This window comes from Tenacibaculum sp. AHE14PA, from assembly GCF_019278465.1.
GTDB classification, from domain to species: Bacteria; Bacteroidota; Bacteroidia; order Flavobacteriales; family Flavobacteriaceae; genus Polaribacter; species Polaribacter bernardetii.
Map to the genome: position 1 here is coordinate 2631625 of NZ_CP058983.1, position 22483 is coordinate 2654107.

The window sequence follows — 22483 nt, forward strand, 5'->3', positions numbered from 1 at the left end:
CATGAAAAAAAATATTCTTTATTTAGGATTAATTTTAACGATAATAATGTCTTGTGCTTCAAAAGAAGATGGAGTGAAAGATATTACTATTAACGATTTACAAGTTGTATTAAAGAACAATGAAAATGTTCAGCTAGTAGATGTTCGTTCGCCAGAAGAATGGGTAGAAGGGACTATTAAAGATGCGATAGAAATAAATGTAACAGGTAGTGATTTTGAAAAAAAGGCATTGGCTAAATTAGATAAAACAAAACCAGTATATATCTATTGCCGATCAGGAGGTAGATCTAAAATAGCATCAGAGTTATTATTAAAAAAAGGATTTCAACCATATAATGTTTTAGGCGGTTATAAAGCATGGGAAAAAGAAATAGTTAAAAAATAATAATTTCATAGTACTTATAAAAAGTATATCAAAAACGAGCTTCTAGCTCGTTTTTTGGTTTTTATAACTATTAAATAAGTTAAAAGTTTCGAGTATATTGCTTTAAGTAAAACAGCATTACTGTTAAATTTATCACAAACAAAATTTTGTGTTTAGTCTTTTCTTATATTTGTTAAACAAAAAAAATAAATTATGAAACCACTTTTCTTAAAATTAATCTTGTTAACGTCTGTCTTATTAGTGTCTTTTACGCCAAATAGTCAAGAGTTTCAAGGACAAGCCTTTTATTTTTCTAAATCTAAAATGGAACTTGGTAGTTGGGGAGCTGGAATGAGTGAAGCTCAAAAGAAACAAATACAAGCACGATTAAAGAATCGGTTAGAGAAAAGATATGTGCTTAATTTTAATAAAGAGAAATCGATATTTTTAGAGGAAGATAAGTTAGATGCAATTTCTGGAGCAACAGATTCTTGGGGTAAGAACTTTACGCAAGGAGATCAATATAAAAACATAAAGGAAAATGCTTTAGTGCAAAGTCAAGAGTTTTATGGAAAGCAATTTTTAGTAAAAGATCAGTTACAAGTTATAAAATGGAAAATGGGTAAGGAGTCAAAGCAAATAGGACAGTATTTATGTTTTAAAGCTACAGCCTTAATACCAACCAAAGAACTTACTTGGTTTAATTTTTCATGGGCAGATTTAAGATCTTCTTCTACTAAAAAGACAGATTCTTTAGACGTTAAATCAGCAGAGCCAGCAATAGAAATGACAGCTGTTGAAGCTTGGTATACTCCAAAAATACCAGTAAGTCATGGTCCGGGAGAATACTGGGGTTTACCGGGTCTTATTTTAGAAGTAAGCGCAGGTAATACAACATTATTGTGTTCAAAAATTGTAATGAATCCACAAGATAAAATAGAAATAGAAGCGCCTAGTAAAGGAAAAGAAATAACTAAAAATGATTATCAGGCAACAATTAAAGGTAAAATGATTGAGATGCGTAACAATCGAGGAAGAAGAAGAAATTAATATCCTTTAGAAAAATATCTTAATTAAATATAACCAATACCATATAATCATGAAAAAAGCACTTTCTGTTGCCTTGTTTTTTTTAGTTAGTATTTCATTTTCGCAAATTAAACTCGAAGGTGTTGTTAAAGATAGTTTAAACGTGTCTTTAGATTTAGCCAATGTGATTGCTATAAATGAAGAAACAAGTGTTTTAGAAGCATACGGTATTACAGATGAGAAAGGAAAATATAAGTTAAGTTTAGGTAAAAACGGAACCTATAAGATTCAAATTAGTTATATAGGTATGAAAACCTTTGAAGAGGTTATATCAACTAAAGAAGATGATTTAAATAGAGATTTTATACTCTTATCAGATAATACGCTAGATGAAGTAGAAATTACCTACGAAATGCCTGTTACAGTAAAAGGTGATACTTTAATTTATAATGCAGATTCTTTTAAAAACGGAACAGAACGAAAGTTAGAAGATGTACTCGAAAAATTACCAGGTGTAGAGATTAATGAAAATGGGCAAATAGAAGTAGAAGGTAAGGTTGTAAATAAATTAATGGTAAATGGTAAGGATTTTTTTGATGGCGATACAAAGCTAGCAACCAAAAATATACCATCTAAGGCTGTAGATAAGATTGAGGTTTTACGTAATTACTCTGAAGTAGGTCAATTAAGAGCCGTAAGTAACAATCAGAACAATGTAGCTTTAAATATAAAGTTAAAAGAAGGGAAAGAGAATTTTTGGTTTGGTAATGTAACTGTAGGCGGCGGATCTTCACCCGATAAAGAACTTTACTTAGTGCAACCTAAGCTTTTTTATTACAATCCGGAATATAGTATTAACTTTATTGGAGACCTTAATAATATAGGTGAACTAGCTTTAACTCGTAGAGATATTAGAGGTTTTGGTGGCGGTTTTAGAGCGCCAAGTAGTAGCAGCGGAACAAGTATTAATTTAGGAGATAACAGCCTTAATTTTTTAACAAATCAGGCAAATACTTTACAAGTAGATAATAAGTTAGCTACAGGAAATTTTAGCTATTCACCAAAAAAGACACTAGATCTTAGTGGGTTTTTAATTTACAATAGCAGTCGTATACTGTCTAAAGAAACAAGTTTTGTGCAATACACAAATCCTGATTTAGGTATTCCTGATGAGGAAACCACTCAGAATGGTACTGAGCGCTCTAATCAAGGTTTGTTAAAATTAAGCGCGTCTTATAAGCCGAACATGAACAATCAATTAGAATACGATATTATAGCTCGTGTATCTAGCGACACACAAGATCAACGTATTTTTTCATCAGTATTAGGCAACACAAATCAACTAGAAGAAGTAACACCTTTTAGCATCAATCAAAAAATAAATTATTATTATACGCTTAACGAAACCAACATTTTTGCTTTCGAGGCGCAGCATTTAATTAAGAATGAAGATCCTTTTTATAATGCTGTTTTAGGTAATGACCCAAATGGAGAAGATCCTTTTGATACAACAGCAGATGCTTTAGGTTTAGACACATCATTAAATACTTATGATTTAGGACAGAATAGGCGTATAAAATCGAATCAACTAGATGCTAAACTAGATTACTTTAATATTTTAAATACAAAAAGTAACCTTAACCTTACATTAGGAACAATTATAAGTAAACAGGAATTTAATTCTTCAATATTTCAGTTTTTAAACGATGGATCTAAATTTGTGCCTACGCCAAATTTTAATGACGGAAAAGCATCTAACGATATAACATATAATTTTAGTGATATTTATTTAGGTGTACACTATCGATTAAAAGCAGGTAAATTTACAATAACACCAGGTTTTTCTTTGCATGCATACGGAAACGAAAACGTACAGTTCGGAGAAACGTATGAAGATAACTTTTTTAGAGTTTTGCCTGATTTCGAAACTCGAATTCAGTTTAAGAAAAGTGAGTCTTTAACTTTGCGATATGAAATGCGAAATCAGTTTACAGATGTTACAAGATTAGCAGAAGGTTTGGTATTAAATAACTATAATAGTATTCAATTTGGTGAGCCAGATTTGCAAAATGCATTATCGCATAATGTGAGTTTATTTTACAGTAGCTTTAATCTTTTTAATTATACGAATGTTTTTGCCAGAGCGGCATATTCTAGCAATATAGATCAGGTAAGAAGTTTAACAAATTTTGAAAATGTTATACGAACAAGTACTTTTTTTAATTCGAATTTTGCAGATGAAAATGTTAATGTATTTGGACGCGTACAACGAACTTTTGGTAAAATAAGAGCAAGCTTAAATGCAAGTTTTAATTACAGCAAAATAAATCAATTAATACAGGGAACTCAGTCGTTAAATAAGGGTTATACACAAAGTTATACGCCAGGTGTAAGAACTAATTATAGAGAAGCACCAAATGTAAGTTTAAGATACCGTTATAGTATTACAAATAATGACCAAGGAAGCAGAAGTACTACATTTACAACCAATGCACCTTCAATAGAATTTGATGCTTATATTAAAAAAAGAATCACATTTAAAACCAATTATACCTATACAAATCAAGATTTAGGCAACGGTAATTCGCAATCTTTTCAGAACTGGGATGCTACTTTATCGTATAGAAAGGATAGAGATGCAAAATGGGAGTATGAAATTAAAGCTACAAACCTTTTAAATATTGATTCTCAAGTAAGAAATAGCGCTAACAATCTTTCTGTTTTTAGTTCAGAAACATTTATACAACCGCGATTTGTAACATTTAGGTTTGTGTATACTTTGTAGTTTTTGGGATGATTTTATAAGTTTAAATAAAAGTATTGTATACTAAAAATAGGGCTATTAGTTTCATTTAAGATGCTAATAGCCCTATTTTTTTATGTTTACTTGTAATTACTTATGTTTAGGCCTGTATTGGTAAATTTAATATCAACATAAGCTCTTATATCAGTATGAAATAAAATTATTACAGCTGAATAGATCTAATATTGAAAAAATAAATTATCAAAAATTAGAGAACTCTAATTTTGTAGCTACTATTCAAATAGTTCAGAAGATAAATAACGATCACCACGATCACATATTATGGTAACAATTACACCTTCCTTTAGTTCGCTGGCAAGTCTTAGGGCTGCAGTTGTAGCACCACCGCTGCTCATACCTGCAAAAATACCTTCTTCTTTAGCTAATCTTCTCGACATTAAAATTGCTTCTTCTCTACTTACTTCAAAAACGCTATCGACTTTAGAAGCATCGAAAATTTTTGGTAGATATTCTTTAGGCCATTTGCGTATACCGGGAATTTTTGATCCTTCGGTTGGTTGCACACCAACAATTTGAATAGCTTTATTTTTTTCTTTTAAATAGGTAGAAGTACCCATAATAGTTCCTGTAGTTCCCATGGAAGAGACAAAGTGAGTTACTTCTTCGTTAGTATCTCTCCATATCTCTGGTCCAGTAGTTTTATAATGAGCTTTCCAGTTATCTTCATTCGCAAATTGATTGAAAGAATAAAAACCTTCATCTTTTACCTTATTTTCTGCGTAATCACGAGCACCTTCAATACCATCGGGATGTAAGGTAACCTTGGCACCATAAGCTTTCATGGTTTGAACTCGCTCTTTAGTAGCTGTTTCGGGCATTACCAATTCAATATCGAGGTTAAATATACCTGCAATCATAGCTAAAGCAATACCTGTGTTGCCACTAGTAGCTTCTATTAATTTTGTAGAGGTGCTTATTTTTTTAGAATCTAAAGCTGTTTTAATCATGTTGTAGGCAGCGCGGTCTTTTACACTTCCCCCCGGATTGTTGCCTTCTAATTTAAAATATAATTTTACATTCGGATTAGAATTTAAAGCTATTGATTCTACTATTGGTGTGTTACCAATTTGATTTATTAGTGTTTTACTCATTATTTCATAGGAATTATTTCAATTAGAGGATTATGTGTCACAATAGAATTTTTTGCGACAGAACTTGTAACCCAAGCGTTACCCCCGATAATACTATTTTGCCCAATGACAGTATTTCCTCCTAGGATCGTGGCATTTGCGTAAACAATTACGTTGTCTTCAATTGTTGGGTGTCTTTTACTATTTATAAGTCCTTTTTTTACCTTAAGTGCACCAAGCGTAACTCCTTGAAATATTTTAACATTATTATGTATGATAACTGTTTCGCCAATAACCACTCCAGTACCGTGATCTATAAAAAATGATTCACCTATAGTTGCACCTGGGTGAATATCAATTCCAGTTAGTTGATGAGCATATTCCGTCATAAGCCTAGGTATTAAAGGAAGGCCTAAACGGTTAAATTCTTTAGCCATTCTAAAGATTGAAATGGCAAAAAAACCAGGATATGCTAGATATACTTCGTTAAGAGATTTAGCAGCAGGATCATTATTAAAAATAGCTTCTGCATCTTTTTTTAGATTACAAAATAAGTTTGGAATGCCTTTAATAAAATCGTTCCAAGTTTTACAGGGCTTACCTTTAATTTCTGGGCAAGCAATATCTCTTATTTTTATAAATAACGCTTTTAAATCAATTAATGATTTTTCGGTGTCAGTTTCACTATCAAAAAACGTATTAAACATTAATTGTGTAAAGCGTTGTGACTCTGCTTTTAGTGTAGATGATATTTTAATAGCTGCTTTTTGGCTATTAATAACTTCAATTAAACGTGTATGGTCCATGATATTCAAAACTTTATTACAAAGTTCAGTCATTATTTTTAATAATCTTTAAGATAAAAATTATTTTTCAGACTCAATCTATAAATATTAGTTGATTATCTCAATAAGGTAATTTATTTAGGTTTACACCCAAGTATAAACAATGGTAAAAAGAAATTAGTAATCAAAAAAACCTGAGTTATAACTCAGGTTTTTTTTGTGATTCAATAAATTTAAGTTTTTTAAAACTTTAAAGTAACACCTACTAAAAAGTTAATAGTTGCCTGCGGATAATATCCTTGTGCTTCTTGTGTAGTTCCAGGAGTAGACCAATCATCTAAATAAATATAACCTCTATCTACATATTCTTTGTTAAAAACATTGTTTACCAAACCTGTAAATACAATTGATTTAAAAATTGATGCTGTTTTTAATTCATACATCACATTTAAATCACTTGTGTAATAGCTATCTAATTTTGATGCTTTTGTATCCGTATTACTTAAGTATTGCTCTCCAACAAATTTTGTTAAAAAAGCTACCTGAAAATTATCAGAAGGTTGATAGGTAAATGCGTTACCAGCAACAATATTTGGTGAATTTGCAATAGTAGTATTTCCTAATTCTTGTAAAGATCCGTCTCTATTAGTAAAGAAATCCACGTTTTTGTTTTTACTTACAGCAATGTTTTGACGAACAGAAAACTGCTCTGTTAAACGAATGTCAGCATCAATTTCTAAACCTAATCTATAACTGTTACCGCTTGTACCACGTAAAGGGTCTCCAGTATCATCAATTTCACCAGTTAATACTAACTGATTCTGATAGTCCATAAAGTAAACGTTGGTATTTAATTTAACAACATCATTTTTTAAACGCCAACCTAATTCGTAGTCATTTAAACTTTCCGAAGTATTTACTCCCGATTTAAAATCGCTTCTATTTGGTTCTCTATTTGCTTTTGCAAAAGATGCGTAAAAACTATTTTGGTCATTTATTTTGTAAGTTAAACCTACTTTTGGATTAAAGAATTTAAAATTTTCATCAACATTTAAAGGTTTTCTTTTTGAGGTTAATCCGTTTGTTTTATAAGAAATAAAACGTCCTTGTAAATCGATAAAAGTTCTAAGTTTTTCGGTAATATTAAAAGACACTTTAGAGAAAACACTAAAATCGTTTTTAGTTGATTTTCCGTCATAGTATCGATCTCTAATATTGGTGTTCGCAGCTAAATCACTTCCCCAAATAAGTTCACCATAATGATCGTTTTTAAAGTTGCTAAAAGAACCTCCCGATATAATTTCTAATCCTTCATTTTTATAAGTAGCATTAAAGTTACCAACATAAAAATGATTGTCTAACCAACGACGAACAATAACATCGCTATCGTCAACAATTAAGTTATTATAATCTTCAGCATCTCTACCGTCTTTAAATTGCTCGAAATAACCTTTACCACGTGTATAGTTTAAACCAAGATTGGTTGTCCAATTATTAGTTAATTTCTCGTTCCAATGTAATTGATAATGGTCTTGTTGATAGTTGTCAACCTCGTTATCGTAGGTTAACGGATTCTGTCTTCTATCTTCTTTTAATTGTTGTGCCGAAATTCCGTCCCAAGCTTGGTACGTTTCTTCTTTTCCTCCAAAAGCTAAAGCTTTAATTAACGTATTTTCATCCGTATAACTACCTTGTAAAAAGTACGATTTTAAATCAGTAGAAGCTCTATCTATATATCCATCAGAATAAATGTTAGATACACGTCCTGCAAATTCAAAGTGTTTGTTTAGTTTTCCTGTCGTAAATTTTACTGTGTGCTTTCTTGTGTTAAAAGAACCAAAAGAATTAGAAATTTCTCCACCAGCTTTTTCGGCACTAGCATCTGTAAGAATATTTAAACTTGCACCAAAAGCACCCGCACCATTGGTTGAGGTACCAACACCACGTTGTAATTGTAAACTTTGTGTAGATGAAGCAAAATCGCCTAAATTTACCCAAAAAGTTCCTTGACTTTCGGCATCGTTATACGGAATTCCATTTATCGTAACATTCACTCTCGAAGCATCAGACCCACGAACACTCATATACGTATAACCTACACCAGCACCAGCATCTGAAGAAGAAATAACGTTTGGTAAATAGTTTAATAAAACAGGAATATCTTGACCTAAATTACGTTTCGCAATTTCTTTTTTAGATAAGTTAGAGTGTGTTACTGGTGCGTCAGCTTGTACACGCACTGCAGAAACTAATACTTCTTCTAAAAGAGTAGCATCAGAAGTTAATTGAAAGGTAATATTTTGATCTTTTAAAACAGCTATGTTTTTAACTAAAGTTTTAAAACCTACAAAAGAAATTTCAACACCATATGTTCCTTTTTCTAGTTTTAATTTAAAGTTTCCGTCAAAATCGGTAGCGGTTCCTTTTTTTAATTCTTTTACAGCAATGGTAGCACCTACAAGCGCTTCTTGATTATTGTTAATTACTTTACCCGTTATAATAAAGTTTTGTGCATTTACTGTTATGGCAGTAAATAATACGATTAAAAAAGCTACAGCTTTCATTTGTTTACTAAAAGACATCGGTCTCATTTTTTTATAAAATAAAATCGAATAAAAAGAGGTAATTATTCCTTGTTATTGTTGAATAATTGATTGCTTACGTTATTGTGAGGGTAGCGAAAATATCTTTTACATAAAGATTACGTTACCTGGTTCACAACAGTTTGTTTTACAAAATGGCGATTATCGCCTCCCTAAACAGCATTACCTGTTCTAGGTTCATTGGGTATGATCTCAGCCGATATAGGCACCCCTTTACGAGAACGCGGCAAAGGTAAACCGAATTTTATAATTGAAAACAAAAGAATAGATAATTTTAAGTGTAATGTTAAGGTTGGTAAAAAATAGTCAAAATAAAGTATTTAAAAGTATAGTAATATTTTTTTTGAAGCTATTTCCTGCTTTCACTACTCGCTTTTTTCGTACCTCAAAAGAGCTCAAACAAACCGTTCAATCAGGGCTAAGTTTGTTTGTAAAATATTGAGGTGTTTAATCGAGTTTTGGTTTCTTTCTCAAAGTTTTTTTAACAGAGGCTCTTTTTTTGTTTTCAGCTTTTCTTAAAACAGCGCCTATACTTGGTTTCGTAGTTCTTCTTATTTTAGGTCTTTTTAAACCTTGGGTAATTAGCTCTAAAAAACGTTTTATAGCAAGGTCTTTATTTCTGTGTTGAGAACGAGTTTCATCAGAAAATAATATTAAAACATGTTCTTTGGTAAGTCGAGAAGCTAGTTTTTTAAAGAGTATTTCTTTTTGCCTTTCTGATAATTGGTTAGAGTTCGCAAGATCAAAAGTTAATTCTATTTTAGACGATACTTTATTTACATGTTGCCCGCCAGCACCAGAACTTCTTATGGCTTTAAATTTTAGTTCTTTAATAAGTTCGTGCGAATTCATAATTATAAACAAGGTTTGTTTAAAGTGGTAGAAAAAGAATACAGATTTTCTTTTTTAGAAAGTAATCCATCAATAATTTTAATTGCTTCTTTCAATCGCGTTTCTTTATCTCCTTTTAATAAAATATATGGTCGATTGTATTTTTTTAAGGTGTTTTCAAAAGCAGTAAACATTTCTAAACGTTCGCCTGGTTTATCACGTAAATCATCAGCTTCCCAAGGAGTATCAATATAAGTTAAGAAATAAATATCATAAGAGTTTTCAATAGCAGCTTCATCGAGTATAGGATCTACAAAACCACCATAATATTCTTCTGAATATACTTTTGTTTCGAGTAAGTCGGTGTCGCAAATTAAAACTTTATCCGCTTTTAGCGATAAATCGTTTTCTAGTTTTATTTGTCCTTCGGCAATTGGTATTATGTCTTTTTGTTCACAAATTTTACGCTCGTTATTCCATTTTTCTTGCAAATACTCGCGCGCAAATTCTGGTGTCCAAACGGTACTGTAATAACGTGCTAATTGCCCAGAAAGCGTTGTCTTACCTGTGCTTTCAGGTCCGAATAAAACAACCTTTACAAGGTTGCTGTTTTTTTGTTTAAGCTTTTTTTCCATGCTAAATAACCGCTAACGGCAATAAAGGTAAAAATTAAATATTGAAAACTTGTAAACGTAAAGCCTTTGTAAAAATAAAGAGGCACAGAGATAATATCTCCGATAATCCAATAAATCCAATTTTCAATTTTACGTTTCGCCATCAGCCACATTCCTACAAAGAAAATAGCGGTAGTAAACGTATCTACATAGGCTGTCCAATTATTCCATTTATCAAAATAAGTATATACAGCATACACGAAAATTAGAGTTGCAAAAAAGATAAAAACACTAGTTTTCTTTTCTTTTGTAGTTGTTCTTGAAATAGGAGTAACATGTGTTGCATCTACATTTCTAGTCCAAATATACCAACCGTAAATACTCATGATAAAATAGTAGCCATTTATCATCATATCGCCTAATAGTTGCCATTTTAATAACAGATACACAAAAATAGCGGTGCTAATCATTCCGGTAGGAAATACCCAAATTTTATTCTGTTTAGAGAACCAAACAGATAAAAAACCAAAAATTACGGCAATAACTTCTAAGCAAATATCTAAGGTCGAGTAAGTTGTGTACTGATTAAAAAGAAAATCAAAAACTTGGTTCATAGTCGCTACGGTCAGATTTTACAATTTTCATAAATAAGATTCCGCTATCGATTAATTCGAAGGAGTTTTTTAATTCTGTAGTAACCACTTGCATTACGGTATCGTAATCACCATATACTTGTGTGCTTAAAGGGTTTTCAAGAACGGTTAAGCCAGAAGCTCTTAGTTTTTTTATAAAATTGATAATTGGTTCTTCAAATTTATTTTGAAGTGGCGTTAAGGTAAGTTCTACAGATATTTTCATAAAAAAAGTTTCAAAAAGCGAAGTTACAAACTTTGTAGCTGTCATTTTATTGAAGAAAGAGATCTTTTAAAGGTGTTCTTTTAACTAGCATACACACAAGTAAAACCTTCGGTTTCTAAAAAGTAAATTTTATATTCATCGGTAACACCTTCGTATAAAATTTTACCAGAAGTTTCGTTTGTTTCAAAAGAGAAATTTTCAATGTAAATATTGTCTAAAAAGAGTAATTTTTTCTTTCCGTAAATTTTATACAAACTCTCTTTGGCTCCCCAGACAACGGTTAGTTTACTCACTAAAGCGTCATGGTTTGCGATCGATTTATATTCTTCAATTGGCGTAAATTTATGTGCTATTTTTAAAATTTTATCTCGTTGTTTTTCAATATCGATACCTACGGGTTTATCATCAGAAATTATAATACCCGAAAAAGTAAAAGAATGTGTGATCGAAATAAATTTACCGTCTTTTAAATGCGGTTTTCCGTATTCATCATATACTAAGTCTGCATCGGTATAGCCAAACTTATTTAGTAAGTGACGAACGCTTAAAAAACCCCTACGGTGTAAATCCGATTTCATGTTGTTAACTCGGTCTTTACTACTCTGAGTAAGTTCAATGCCTTCAGATAAATTTTCAAAAGATTCTTCAATCTTCCAAATCAATACTTTAGTGGTTTCGTTTACCGTTAATGTTTTGTGAACAGGCATATTTTAGAAAGTTATTTCGTAATTTTGCGACTTAGAAATTTAGATATATAAATATACATAAATATGAGCACAAAAAACGCTACATACGTTCCTTTTAAAGTTAAAGATATCACTTTAGCTGATTGGGGAAGGAAAGAAATTTTATTGGCAGAAGCTGAAATGCCAGGATTAATGAGTTTACGTGAAGAATATAAAGATGAGCAACCATTAAAAGGAGCTAGAATTGCAGGGTGTTTACACATGACGATTCAAACTGCTGTTTTAATTGAAACTTTACAGGCTTTAGGTGCTGAGGTAACTTGGAGTTCTTGTAATATTTTTTCTACACAAGATCAGGCTGCTGCTGCAATTGCTGCTACAGGAACACCTGTATATGCTTGGAAAGATATGACAGAAGAAGAATTTGACTGGTGTATCGAACAAACTTTATTCTTTGGTGAAGATAAAAAACCATTGAATTTAATTTTAGATGATGGTGGAGATTTAACAAATATGGTATTAGATCGTTATCCTGAATTAGCTGCGGGAATTAACGGATTATCAGAAGAAACTACTACAGGAGTTCACAGATTGTATGACAGAGTAAAGGCAGGAACTTTACCAATGCCAGCAATTAACGTAAACGATTCTGTAACTAAATCTAAATTTGATAACAAATACGGATGTAAAGAATCTGCAGTTGATGCAATTCGTCGTGCAACTGATATTATGTTAGCAGGTAAACGTGTTACAGTTTGTGGTTATGGTGATGTAGGTAAAGGTACAGCTGCTTCTTTTAAAGGTGCAGGTTCTATCGTTACAGTTACAGAAATTGATCCTATTTGTGCTTTACAAGCTGCAATGGACGGTTTTGAAGTTAAAAGATTAGAAACTGTTGTTGGTAATTCTGATATTATTATTACAACTACTGGTAACAAAGACATTATTCAAGGACGTCATTTCGAAGCAATGAAAGACAAAGTTATTGTTTGTAACATTGGGCACTTCGATAACGAAATTGATATGGCTTGGTTAAATAAAAACCATGGTAATACAAAAGATACTATCAAACCTCAGGTTGATAAATATAACATCAACGGAAACGATATTATTTTATTAGCAGAAGGACGTTTAGTAAACTTAGGTTGTGCAACTGGTCACCCAAGTTTTGTAATGAGTAACTCATTTACAAACCAAACTTTAGCACAAATCGAACTTTGGAAAAACAAAGATGCTTACGAAAATGATGTATACATGTTACCTAAGCATTTAGATGAAAAAGTAGCAAAATTACACTTAGCTAAAATAGGAGTAGAGCTTACAGAATTACGTTCTGAGCAAGCATCTTATATTGGTGTAACTGTTGAAGGGCCTTATAAGCCAGAACACTACAGATACTAAATTTTATTATTCTAAAATTGTCACCTTGAGCGTAGTCGAAAGGTTGTTTTAGAATTTTATCATACATAAACTTAAAACCCTTGCATTAATTTGTAAGGGTTTTTCTTTGGCGTTTTCACAGGCTATCCGCTATATCTTTTCTAATATATGTTCTCGATACAATTCTTTTCATTCTTCAAAAAATCACTCGAACACACATTAAAAAAGGATGTCGCTGCTATCCTTAACGCAGCTTTAGGTTCACAACAATAACTTATTATAACTCCATTTTGTTTCCTGTCACCTTGAGCGCAGTCGAAAGGTTGTGTTTTAATTGTTTTGGTATTATAGCTAATAATGTTGAATTTCGGAGCTATTCTATTTTAAGAAGAAGATTACTTCGTTTCTCTCGTAATGACGTTTGTTTAAGAAGTATAAATAGGTTTTATACCTAGTCTTAGTATAAAATTACATTTTCAGAGATTTTGCTATTTTGTAATCGTCATTGCGAAGTTTATTTTTTTAAACTGTGGCAATCTATCTCTAATAATAAGATTACTTCGTTTCTCTCGTAATGACGTTTGTTTAAGAAGTATAAATAGGTTTTATACCTAATCTTAGTATAAAATTACATTTTCAGAGATTTTGCTATTTTGTAATCGTCATTGCGAAGTTTATTTTTTTAAACTGTGGCAATCTATCTCTAATAATAAGATTACTTCGTTTCTCTCGTAATGACGTTTGTTTAAGAAGTGTAAATAGGTTTTATACCTAGTCTTAGTATAAAATTACATTTTCAGAGATTTTGCTATTTTGTAATCGTCATTGCGAAGTTTATTTTTTTAAACTGTGGCAATCTATCTCTAATAATAAGATTACTTCGTTTCTCTCGTAATGACGTTTGTTTAAGAAGTATAAATAGGTTTTATACTTAGTCTTAGTATAAAATTACATTTTCAGAGATTTTGCTATTTTGTAATCGTCATTGCGAAGTTTATTTTTTTAAACTGTGGCAATCTATCTCTAATAATAAGATTACTTCGTTTCTCTCGTAATGATGTTTTATTAATAATTATAGAGAAAGGTTTTAGTTCTTGTCTTTAAACACAAATATGTTTTTTTATAGCGTCATTCAGAATTTATTTCAGAATCACATCTAATAAGTTAACTCATTATTTATAAACTAGAGTAACCAATTGTTTTAAAATTAAACGCATTAAAATGCCTAGCCCCGATTGAAGCATTTGTTTGAGCTCCTCGCAGAGAGCGAGTGCGGAAAGCGGGAATTGGCTTCAAAAAAAAATCCTACAACTAAGTTGCAGGATTTTTTATATAAGTTTTAAACTTGAATTATATCTTTAAAGAATTAAATAATTCAATTAGCCTTGGACTAGAAGGCCTAGGTGCATTTGCATCTACAATATTACCTTGTGGGTCGATTAAGATAAAACGCGGTATGCTATTTACTTTATAGGCACCAGCAAAGCTTTTATCTCTTTTAGAATACAATTGAATTCCGGTTAAGTTTTTGTCAGCTACCATTTTTTTCCAAGTTTCGTAATCTCTTTCGCTATCAACAGAAATACTTACAAATTCGATGTCTTTACCATGGTATTGCTTTTCTACTTTTTGTAAAAAAGGAATTTCTTGTTTACAAGGATTACACCAAGTTGCCCACATATCAATATAAACATATTTACCTTTTAAATCATCTAAAGAAGTGGTACCTCCTTTAAAATTCTCGTAATCAACAAACTTAGGCGACTCAATTCCTTTTGCTAATTTAGTAGCTAAATATAACTTGTCGGCATGTGTTTTGTTTAAGTAATTTGTTAAACCTGTAATGTTTTGTTTTTGGGAAGCAACAAAAGTAGAATCTAATTTAGTATCTGCTATTCTTTTGTTAAAATCAGCAGTATAATTATTTACTTTCGTATCAAACTTATCTTTTGGTAATGTAAATAAATCTTTATCATTTAAAAGGTTTTCTTGCAATAGTGATGTTTTTGCTAAGAAATTACTTTCATCAGAACCTTCACCTGTATAAGTAACAGTTTCATCAAATTCTTTTGAGTCAATTGTCATGTTAACATTTGCACCGTTTTTTAAATATAAAGTTGTTGATTCTTGTCCGTCAAATAGACGATAAAAACCATCTTTAAGGTTCATCGTGTCTTTAAAAGCGCCGTTTTCGTTAACCTTAATTACTCTACTAAATTTTAATTGAGGATTAGAAATAACGATAGAATCAGAATTTTGATTTGTTATTTTTCCAGAAAAAGTAACAAAATTATTTGATTCTTTTTTACAAGAAATTATAGCAATGGCAATTGCCATTAAATAAACTATTTTTTTCATTGGTTTGATCTATTTAATTGTTTTTTATAAGTTACTAAATTACTGATTTTTCTGTACAAACACGATGTTTTAACTTTTTATCCCAACCATCCTTCTCTATCTAAACTTCGATATTGAATTGCTTCTGTTAAATGATCAGATTTTATATTTATAGATGCATCAATATCTGCAATTGTACGTGCTACTTTTAAAATTCGATCATAAGCTCTTGCAGATAAATTTAGTTTTTCCATAGCCCTTTTTAGTAAATTTTTACTTTCGGTGGATAGTTTACAAAACTCACGAATTTGTTTTACATTCATCTGGGCGTTGTAATGTACAGTATCCGAATTACTAAAACGTGCTGTTTGTATTTCACGAGTTTTTGTTACTCGTTTTCTTATTTCTACACTAGGTTCTCCTTTTCTTTCTTCTGATAATTTATCAAACGGAACCGGAGTTACTTCAATATGTATATCAATTCGATCTAATAAGGGTCCGGATATTTTACTTAAATAGCGCTGCATTTCTGCAGGCGAAGATGTCATTGGTGAGCTAGGATCGTTAAAAAAACCAGATGGACTAGGATTCATACTAGCAACCAACATAAAACTACTTGGATAGTTTACTGTGAATTTAGCTCTTGATATTGTTACTTCTCTGTCTTCTAAAGGTTGTCGCATTACTTCTAAAACTCCTCGTTTAAACTCTGGTAATTCATCTAAAAATAAAACACCATTATGAGCTAAGGAAATTTCACCCGGTTGAGGTAAGTTATTTCCACCACCAATTAAAGCGATATCCGAGCAGCTGTGGTGTGGAGATCTAAAAGGACGACTAAACTGTAATCCCGAATTTTTTATTTTACCAACAACAGAATGTATTTTGGTAGTTTCTAACGCTTCTTGCAATGTCATTGGTGGCAATATGGAAGGGAGTCTTTTTGCTAACATTGTTTTTCCTGCTCCTGGCGGACCAATTAAAATAATGTTATGTCCGCCAGAGGCAGCTATTTCCATACAGCGTTTTATACTTTCTTGTCCCTTTACATCAGAAAAATCAAACTCAGGAAAATCAATATGCTTGAAAAATTCTGCACGAGTATCAACTATTGTAGGCGTTATTAATTCTTTATTTTCTAAGTGATTAATAACTTGCATAATATTATCAACCGCTAGTACATTTAAATCATTAACGATTGCAGCTTCTTTTGCGTTTTCTTTTGGTAGTATAAAATGCTTGTAACCTTCTTCTCTAGCTTTAATAGCAATTGGTAAAGCTCCTTTAATGGGTTGCAGACTTCCGTCTAAAGAAAGTTCTCCCATTATAATGTACTCGTTAATGTTTGTGGTTTTAATTTGATTAGAAGCTGCAAGAATACCAACAGCTAAGGTTAAGTCGTAAGCGGCGCCTTCTTTACGAATATCCGCAGGAGCCATGTTTATAATTATTTTTTTTCCGGGAAGCTTAAATCCATTATTATTTAATGCTGCAGAAATACGATATGAGCTTTCGCGAACTGCATTGTCTGGTAAACCTACCAAATGATAACCTACTCCTTTATCTATATTAACCTCTATAGTTATAGTTGTGGCTTCAATACCAAAAACAGCAGATCCATAGGTTTTTATTAGCATAACTTTCTCTTTCTGTTAAAGATAGCTAAAATTATTATCTTTTTTTAATTATAGATTGTGATGTTATTACTAGTTAGTCTAACAAAAAAACACCTCTTTATTAAAGAGGTGTTTTTTAAATATATATTGTAATGGATTAGTTATTGTTAAAATTATCTAATCCTGTTTTTAACCAGTTATAGTATGATGTATGATCTGTATATTGTTGAGGTGAGTTTAAAAGCTCTAAATTTGGGCTCATTAATATATAAAATGGTTGAGATGCTGTTTTAAAGTTAGCAACTTGTAAAGTAGCCCATTTATCACCATAAGTTCTAATTCTTTTTACTTTACCATTTGGTTTAATAAAATCGAATTGTTCTTCTTCAGGTAATTGTCTTTCGTGATCATCAACATATAAAGATATTAAAACATAATCATCACTAATTAAAGAATAGATTTCTGGTTTAACCCAAATATTTTCTTCCATTTTACGACAGTTAACACATGCCCATCCTGTAAAATCTAATAATACTGGTTTGTTAACTGATTTTGCATAAGCAATACCTTCTTCAAAATCTTTAAAACAATTTAATCCTAAAGGACATTTGTTGTCTTTTTTGTAAATACTATGAAATTGAGGTGGAGCAAACCCACTTAATAGAGCATTTTGATTCCATACCGGTTTTTCCATTACACCAGGAGCTAAGTATATAGCTAAAGCTAAAGAACCCATTCCTAATAATACTCTAAAGAAAGTAATTTTACCGTACTTTTTACCTATGAAACCGAATAAATATAATGCAGTTAATAATGATATAAAAGCCCAAATACCGATAAATACTTCTCTTTTTAATAAATCCCAGTGACCTACTAAATCGGCGTTTGATAAGAATTTAAAAGCAAAAGCTAATTCTAAGAAACCTAAAAATACTTTTACAGTATTTAACCAGCCTCCTGATTTTGGTAAAGAATTTAACCATTTAGGGAACATTGCAAATAAAGCAAAAGGTAATGCTAAAGCTGCTCCAAAACCAATCATACCTGCTGATAATTGCATCGCACCACCATCACTTCCTAAAGAGCCTGCTAATAATGACCCTAAAATAGGTCCTGTACAAGAAAAAGAAACAATAGCTAAAGTTAAAGCCATAAAGAATATACCAATAATTCCTCCTATACTAGAGGCGCTATCTGCTTTATTACTCCATGAGCTAGGTAATGTTAATTCGTAAAACCCGAAGAATGAACCTGCAAAGAATATTAATACAGTAAAGAAAAATAAATTCAACCACATATTTGTTGAAATACTATTTAAAATCTCAGGATCTAAAGTATCTAAGTAGTGAAAAGGTAAGCTTAATAAACCGTATATTAACACAATAAAGAAACCATATAGAATAGCACTACGAATCCCTTTTCCTTTTTTCTCATTATGCTTTGTAAAGTAAGATACCGTTAAAGGTACCATAGGGAAAACACAAGGAGTTAAAAAAGCAAGTAAACCTCCAACAAATCCTAGTAAGAATATGTTAAGTAAACTATCTCCGTCTTCTTCAGAAGATTTTTGAGTTGTGCTTTTTAATAAAGCAGTGTTTTTTAAGTTTAGGTTTAAAGATTGCGCTAAAGATTGACTCTTGTCATCAACTTCAACAACAGTTTGTACAACTTCCTCTCCAATTAATGAAAAAGTAAAATCTTCATCAAAAGGCAGACAATATTCTTTACAAACTTGTGCATCTAAATTAAGTGTTATTTGTGTTAAGCTAGCATCAGAAACTGTAATTCTTTGTACTAACCTACCTTCATCTACGAAGAATATTTCATCTTTCCCCCAAATTTCACTAAATTCAGTTTCGGTATCACCTTCTTTTGCTTTTCCGTTAAGAGTGTAACCTGTTTGTCCTTCAGCTGGAGAAATTGACATTGGTAAAGAAGCATCTTCTGGGTTGTACTGTGAGTATAAATGCCAGTCTTCTGCAATTTCAATATCGAAAATTAAGTCGTATTCTGTATCCGAAATTTTTTCAACGGTAGGTGTTACCACAATAGGATTGTCATCAGATTGGGAAAATACCGTTAAACCGATGAATAATAAAAATAGAGTAAAGAATTTTTTCATTCGAGTTAGTTTATAAGGGGTTGTTTTTAATTAGTTATTCTTAATAATTGTGTTGTTTTATTTGAAGGTAAAAAACGTTTGTCTTGTCGCCTTCCAATAATCCATATAATTTTATCATCATTTGAGCAAAGCAACCACGTGTTGTTTTTATCAAAAAGAGATAATTTTTCATCTTTAAAATACTTGCTAACCTTTTTCTTACCTAACATACCTGTTGGGTAGAAATAATCGCCAGCTTTTTGTTTTCTAATGACGAGGGGGTAATTTAACAAAATTTTATCAACAAAAATACAATTTGTATCAATAATTGTTTTTTTAAGAACCTTTTCGAATAACAAGTTAATCGGATTTGTTATTCTTATTTTATTCTTATGAATTATAACCTCTTCATTTTCAATAGTATCTTGCTCATTAGTGGGTAAAAGTAGTAAAAAATCTCTATCTTTTAATAAAGTATGTGAATTTGTTACGACTTTCTTGCCTGATTGGGCATAAATTAAGTTGTAAACATCATTCCATTCTGTGAATTTATACTCTTTTAAAAGTTGATATAAATAAATTTTTGGATCTGATAACTTGAGTAGTTCTAGAATATTTACTTTTAATAGAGCTCCTTTTTTACTTAGTGTTTTGGATGATACTTCTTCCATTTTATCAGTAACAATTTGCTGAGACTGTTTAAGGAAGGCAGTAGTTTTAAGGTGTGTTTTTGAAAAACTAGGGTTTAGCTCTTTTAAAAGAGGGACTATTTGATGCCTTATTTTATTTCTGATATATTTTATTTCAGAATTACTAGCATCTTCTCGCCATTGAATGTTGTTATCTGTGGCGTATGTTTCTATTTGTTCTCGTGAGAAAATTAATAAAGGACGAACGATTTTTCCGTTTATAGCTGGAATACCTGTTAAGCCATCTAAACCTGTTCCTCGGGTTAAATTAATAATAAAAGTTTCTAGATTATCATCAGCATGATGCCCAGTTAAAATATAGTCGAAATTATGTTCTTTTATCAATTCATCAAACCAGTTGTATCGAAGCTTCCTAGCAGCTATTTGGGTTGATAACTTATGTTCTTCAGCATACTTGGATGTTTCAAATAGTACTGAGAAAAAAGGAATGTTTAGATTTTTGGCTAGCTCTTTAACATACAGTTCATCTAAATTACTTTCTTTGTCTCTTAGTTGAAAATTACAATGAGCTAAAGAAATAGTAAAGTTTAATTGATGTAATAAGTGTGCTAAAACAACGCTGTCAACCCCTCCAGAGATTGCAATTAAGAGTTTTTTTTCTTTTAAAAACGAAAAATGATTATCAATATGTTCCGCTAATTGTTGCAACATTTTATAAACTATATTTTTATAGTTGATTATTTAACCAGTTAACAATGTCTTGCATCATTTCTTCTTTACATAAATCATGTTGTAGCTCGTGGTAACCGCCTTCATAAAGTTTTAAGCTTGCTTTTTCTGTAGCATTGGCAAAAGCTTCGGTTCCTTTATAATCGATAATTTTATCGCCTGTACCATGTAATAATAACATTGGTTTTTTTAAAGTTGATGCATTTTCAATAGCCCATTCTCCGGCATCAATAAATGATAAAGAAAAATTTGGACTAATTTTATCGTGTACTAACGGATCGTTAATGTATTTTGCTACTTCAGTTTTGTCGCGAGAAACATCATTAGCATCTAGTTCATTTCCTAAAGTTATTGACGGAGCAATTTTTTGCATCATTTTACCTAAAGAAAGTTTCCATGCTGGCGGATCAAAAGCTAATTTTAGCATTGGGCTAGTGGCAATGATTCCTGTTAAGTCATTTTCTTTACGAAGTGTGTAGTTAATTACTGCGTTTCCGCCCATAGAATGTCCGTATAAAAAGATTGGTTTAGCTCCGAAAACCTCTTTTGCTTTTGTAATTAACTTTGATATACTTTCTAAGACGGTATCAAAACCAGGATTATGACCTCTTTTTCCGGTAGTTTTACCATGGCCAAAATGATCAAAAGCAATAACACCAAAATTATTATCTGTTAGTTTTTTAGCAACATGTTGGTAACGACCAGAGTGTTCTCCCATTCCGTGAATAATAACCACGACAGCTTTTACTGTTTCGGGTTGCCAAAACTGACCAAAAAAAGTAGTTTTATGATAATCGAAATTGAATCCTTGATGCGTCATAGTTTATTGTTTTTGTAACCAGATTCTTATTTCTTTTCTCAAAGAAACTTCGGGTTTTGGTAACGGAATTGTTTTTCCAAACTGTTTACCTCTCTTAAATTTAGAGAAGGTAATTTTATGTTGTTTCCAAGCCTCAGGATACAGTTCTAAAAATTTATTAAAAAAACTTTGTTCATTTACGCTTCCTTCTATTTTAGGAAGTACTTCTTTAAATTTTTCTTCTTGATCTATTATCATTACTCCTATTTTTTTTGGGAGATAAGTTTTCGCATCTCTTTAACACTAATCGTACTTCCGTCATGACTCCATCCCGGAGGGCCAAAAATATACATAAATTTATGAATCCAATTACTAGATTTTTTGGTATCGTTAAAAATATCTTTATATTCATGGGTTAAAATTACCCAGGGATTATATGAATTAGGAGCATGAGTTACACCGTATTCAATATCAATTTCTTCATCTAATTCTTTCCACGTACCAAATATTCTATCAAAAATGTTTAAAAATCCTCCATGATTTTTATCCATATATTCAATATTTTTTGCGTGATGTACTTGGTGCATTGTATGTGTGTTAAAAATTACATCAATATATTTAATTTTTGATATGTAAACCGAATGTAATTGAAATTGCCATAAAGCTTCAATTCCCAAACAAACGACTACCATTTCTGGTGGGAAACCAATTGCAGGTAACCACATATAAAAAAAAGGTTTGTATAAAATGGTAAACCAACCATTACGAACGGCGGTTCCTAAATTAAAGTTATTTGATGAATGATGAACAATATGTGCCGCCCATAAAAAACGAACCATATGATTTTGTCTGTGAAACCAATAGTAGCTAAAATCATCTAACAATTGGCAAGCAATCCAAACATACCAAGCATATCCAAAAGACTCCCAACCCATAATATTCATACGAACACCATTTACTAGCGGATTAAAAATTTCATACACATAATTAAAGATAATAATTGCCGAAATAGTTTTAATTAAAGGAGCTAAAATTACAGATCCAACTCCCATTGTTAGGCTAGAAGCTAAATCTTTCCAGTTATATAAGTCTTTTTTATTGTGTGTTTTACTGTAAGTAAGTTCTAATAAAATGAGACCCAAAAAACAAGGTACGCCATATACTAAAGGATTGGTAAAATTCATGTAATTTTTAAATATTGAGGGTT

General features: G+C 31.2%; 19 protein-coding genes. 4 read left to right on the top strand and 15 right to left on the bottom strand.

Features of this window, described 5'->3' with window-relative positions; translation table 11 throughout:
* Position 1 precedes the first annotated feature (1 nt).
* The 3 genes from H0I30_RS12130 to H0I30_RS12140 all read left to right on the top strand — a co-directional run bounded on the left by H0I30_RS12130 (position 2) and on the right by H0I30_RS12140 (position 4178).
* On the top strand, positions 2–385 hold the full coding sequence (locus tag H0I30_RS12130) for a rhodanese-like domain-containing protein (protein ID WP_255554297.1): 384 nt from the start codon (positions 2–4) through the stop codon (positions 383–385).
* A gap of 192 nt (positions 386–577) precedes the next feature.
* On the top strand, positions 578–1414 hold the full coding sequence (locus H0I30_RS12135) for a GLPGLI family protein (RefSeq protein ID WP_218772123.1): 837 nt from the start codon (positions 578–580) through the stop codon (positions 1412–1414).
* Positions 1415–1463: 49 nt separating this feature from the next.
* The gene (locus H0I30_RS12140; RefSeq protein WP_218772124.1) at positions 1464–4178 is read left to right on the top strand and encodes a carboxypeptidase-like regulatory domain-containing protein; all 2715 of its coding nucleotides are present in this window, start codon (positions 1464–1466) and stop codon (positions 4176–4178) included.
* 251 nt (positions 4179–4429) lie between these two features.
* On the opposite strand, the gene cysM is transcribed toward H0I30_RS12140, so the two are convergent.
* From cysM to H0I30_RS12180, 8 genes are all read right to left on the bottom strand, one after another.
* Positions 4430–5308: a cysteine synthase CysM gene (gene cysM, locus H0I30_RS12145; RefSeq protein WP_218772125.1), complete on the bottom strand. Its 879-nt coding sequence runs from the start codon at positions 5306–5308 to the stop codon at positions 4430–4432.
* Complete coding sequence (gene epsC / locus H0I30_RS12150) at positions 5308–6126, bottom strand: serine O-acetyltransferase EpsC (RefSeq protein WP_255554299.1); 819 nt, start codon at positions 6124–6126, stop codon at positions 5308–5310. The genes cysM and epsC overlap by 1 nt, the downstream gene beginning before the upstream one ends.
* A gap of 188 nt (positions 6127–6314) precedes the next feature.
* Positions 6315–8636, bottom strand: coding sequence for a TonB-dependent receptor (locus tag H0I30_RS12155; RefSeq protein ID WP_218773528.1), 2322 nt, complete (start codon positions 8634–8636; stop codon positions 6315–6317).
* Positions 8637–9122: 486 nt separating this feature from the next.
* Positions 9123–9527 (bottom strand): alternative ribosome rescue aminoacyl-tRNA hydrolase ArfB, encoded by a 405-nt coding sequence (gene arfB / locus H0I30_RS12160; protein WP_218772126.1) that lies wholly within the window; start codon positions 9525–9527, stop codon positions 9123–9125.
* A 2-nt stretch (positions 9528–9529) separates the two neighbouring features.
* Complete coding sequence (locus H0I30_RS12165) at positions 9530–10141, bottom strand: AAA family ATPase (protein ID WP_218772127.1); 612 nt, start codon at positions 10139–10141, stop codon at positions 9530–9532.
* The gene (pnuC, locus tag H0I30_RS12170) at positions 10102–10734 is read right to left on the bottom strand and encodes a nicotinamide riboside transporter PnuC (RefSeq protein ID WP_218772128.1); all 633 of its coding nucleotides are present in this window, start codon (positions 10732–10734) and stop codon (positions 10102–10104) included. Before pnuC ends, H0I30_RS12165 begins: the two co-directional genes overlap by 40 nt.
* The gene (locus H0I30_RS12175; protein WP_218772129.1) at positions 10718–10978 is read right to left on the bottom strand and encodes a thiamine-binding protein; all 261 of its coding nucleotides are present in this window, start codon (positions 10976–10978) and stop codon (positions 10718–10720) included. The genes pnuC and H0I30_RS12175 overlap by 17 nt, the downstream gene beginning before the upstream one ends.
* An 80-nt stretch (positions 10979–11058) precedes the next feature.
* A complete protein-coding gene (locus H0I30_RS12180) occupies positions 11059–11685 on the bottom strand; it encodes a 4'-phosphopantetheinyl transferase superfamily protein (RefSeq protein WP_218772130.1) in 627 nt (208 codons plus the stop codon).
* Between the two features lie 63 nt (positions 11686–11748).
* Here H0I30_RS12180 and ahcY point away from each other — a divergent pair, with 63 nt between their 5' ends.
* The gene (gene ahcY / locus H0I30_RS12185; protein WP_218772131.1) at positions 11749–13065 is read left to right on the top strand and encodes an adenosylhomocysteinase; all 1317 of its coding nucleotides are present in this window, start codon (positions 11749–11751) and stop codon (positions 13063–13065) included.
* A gap of 1329 nt (positions 13066–14394) precedes the next feature.
* Here the strand turns inward: ahcY and H0I30_RS12190 are convergent.
* The 7 genes from H0I30_RS12190 to H0I30_RS12220 form a co-directional block, all read right to left on the bottom strand.
* Positions 14395–15402, bottom strand: a complete 1008-nt coding sequence (locus H0I30_RS12190) for a TlpA family protein disulfide reductase (RefSeq protein ID WP_218772132.1) — start codon at positions 15400–15402, stop codon at positions 14395–14397.
* Positions 15403–15479: 77 nt separating this feature from the next.
* The gene (locus H0I30_RS12195) at positions 15480–17018 is read right to left on the bottom strand and encodes a YifB family Mg chelatase-like AAA ATPase (RefSeq protein WP_218772133.1); all 1539 of its coding nucleotides are present in this window, start codon (positions 17016–17018) and stop codon (positions 15480–15482) included.
* A gap of 136 nt (positions 17019–17154) precedes the next feature.
* A complete protein-coding gene (locus tag H0I30_RS12200) occupies positions 17155–19119 on the bottom strand; it encodes a cytochrome c biogenesis protein CcdA (protein WP_218772134.1) in 1965 nt (654 codons plus the stop codon).
* Between the two features lie 26 nt (positions 19120–19145).
* Positions 19146–20459, bottom strand: coding sequence for a tRNA lysidine(34) synthetase TilS (gene tilS / locus H0I30_RS12205; RefSeq protein ID WP_218772135.1), 1314 nt, complete (start codon positions 20457–20459; stop codon positions 19146–19148).
* A gap of 16 nt (positions 20460–20475) precedes the next feature.
* Complete coding sequence (locus H0I30_RS12210) at positions 20476–21297, bottom strand: alpha/beta hydrolase (protein ID WP_218772136.1); 822 nt, start codon at positions 21295–21297, stop codon at positions 20476–20478.
* Between the two features lie 3 nt (positions 21298–21300).
* Positions 21301–21534, bottom strand: a complete 234-nt coding sequence (locus H0I30_RS12215) for a hypothetical protein (protein WP_218772137.1) — start codon at positions 21532–21534, stop codon at positions 21301–21303.
* Between the two features lie 5 nt (positions 21535–21539).
* Positions 21540–22460 carry a sterol desaturase family protein gene (locus H0I30_RS12220; protein WP_218772138.1) on the bottom strand — a complete coding sequence of 307 codons (921 nt, stop codon included), beginning with the start codon at positions 22458–22460 and terminating at the stop codon, positions 21540–21542.
* Positions 22461–22483 lie beyond the last annotated feature (23 nt).

Coding starts and splice junctions, on each gene's coding strand:
- H0I30_RS12220 (WP_218772138.1), bottom strand. CDS start 22,460: ATGAATTTTACCAATCCTTTAGTATATGGCGTACCTTGTTTTTTGGGT.
- arfB (WP_218772126.1), bottom strand. CDS start 9,527: ATGAATTCGCACGAACTTATTAAAGAACTAAAATTTAAAGCCATAAGA.
- H0I30_RS12175 (WP_218772129.1), bottom strand. CDS start 10,978: ATGAAAATATCTGTAGAACTTACCTTAACGCCACTTCAAAATAAATTT.
- H0I30_RS12200 (WP_218772134.1), bottom strand. CDS start 19,119: ATGAAAAAATTCTTTACTCTATTTTTATTATTCATCGGTTTAACGGTA.
- H0I30_RS12190 (WP_218772132.1), bottom strand. CDS start 15,402: ATGAAAAAAATAGTTTATTTAATGGCAATTGCCATTGCTATAATTTCT.
- H0I30_RS12215 (WP_218772137.1), bottom strand. CDS start 21,534: ATGATAATAGATCAAGAAGAAAAATTTAAAGAAGTACTTCCTAAAATA.
- ahcY (WP_218772131.1), top strand. CDS start 11,749: ATGAGCACAAAAAACGCTACATACGTTCCTTTTAAAGTTAAAGATATC.
- H0I30_RS12135 (WP_218772123.1), top strand. CDS start 578: ATGAAACCACTTTTCTTAAAATTAATCTTGTTAACGTCTGTCTTATTA.
- H0I30_RS12210 (WP_218772136.1), bottom strand. CDS start 21,297: ATGACGCATCAAGGATTCAATTTCGATTATCATAAAACTACTTTTTTT.
- H0I30_RS12165 (WP_218772127.1), bottom strand. CDS start 10,141: ATGGAAAAAAAGCTTAAACAAAAAAACAGCAACCTTGTAAAGGTTGTT.
- H0I30_RS12130 (WP_255554297.1), top strand. CDS start 2: ATGAAAAAAAATATTCTTTATTTAGGATTAATTTTAACGATAATAATG.
- pnuC (WP_218772128.1), bottom strand. CDS start 10,734: ATGAACCAAGTTTTTGATTTTCTTTTTAATCAGTACACAACTTACTCG.
- H0I30_RS12180 (WP_218772130.1), bottom strand. CDS start 11,685: ATGCCTGTTCACAAAACATTAACGGTAAACGAAACCACTAAAGTATTG.
- H0I30_RS12155 (WP_218773528.1), bottom strand. CDS start 8,636: ATGAAAGCTGTAGCTTTTTTAATCGTATTATTTACTGCCATAACAGTA.
- H0I30_RS12140 (WP_218772124.1), top strand. CDS start 1,464: ATGAAAAAAGCACTTTCTGTTGCCTTGTTTTTTTTAGTTAGTATTTCA.
- H0I30_RS12195 (WP_218772133.1), bottom strand. CDS start 17,018: ATGCTAATAAAAACCTATGGATCTGCTGTTTTTGGTATTGAAGCCACA.
- tilS (WP_218772135.1), bottom strand. CDS start 20,459: ATGTTGCAACAATTAGCGGAACATATTGATAATCATTTTTCGTTTTTA.
- cysM (WP_218772125.1), bottom strand. CDS start 5,308: ATGAGTAAAACACTAATAAATCAAATTGGTAACACACCAATAGTAGAA.
- epsC (WP_255554299.1), bottom strand. CDS start 6,126: ATGACTGAACTTTGTAATAAAGTTTTGAATATCATGGACCATACACGT.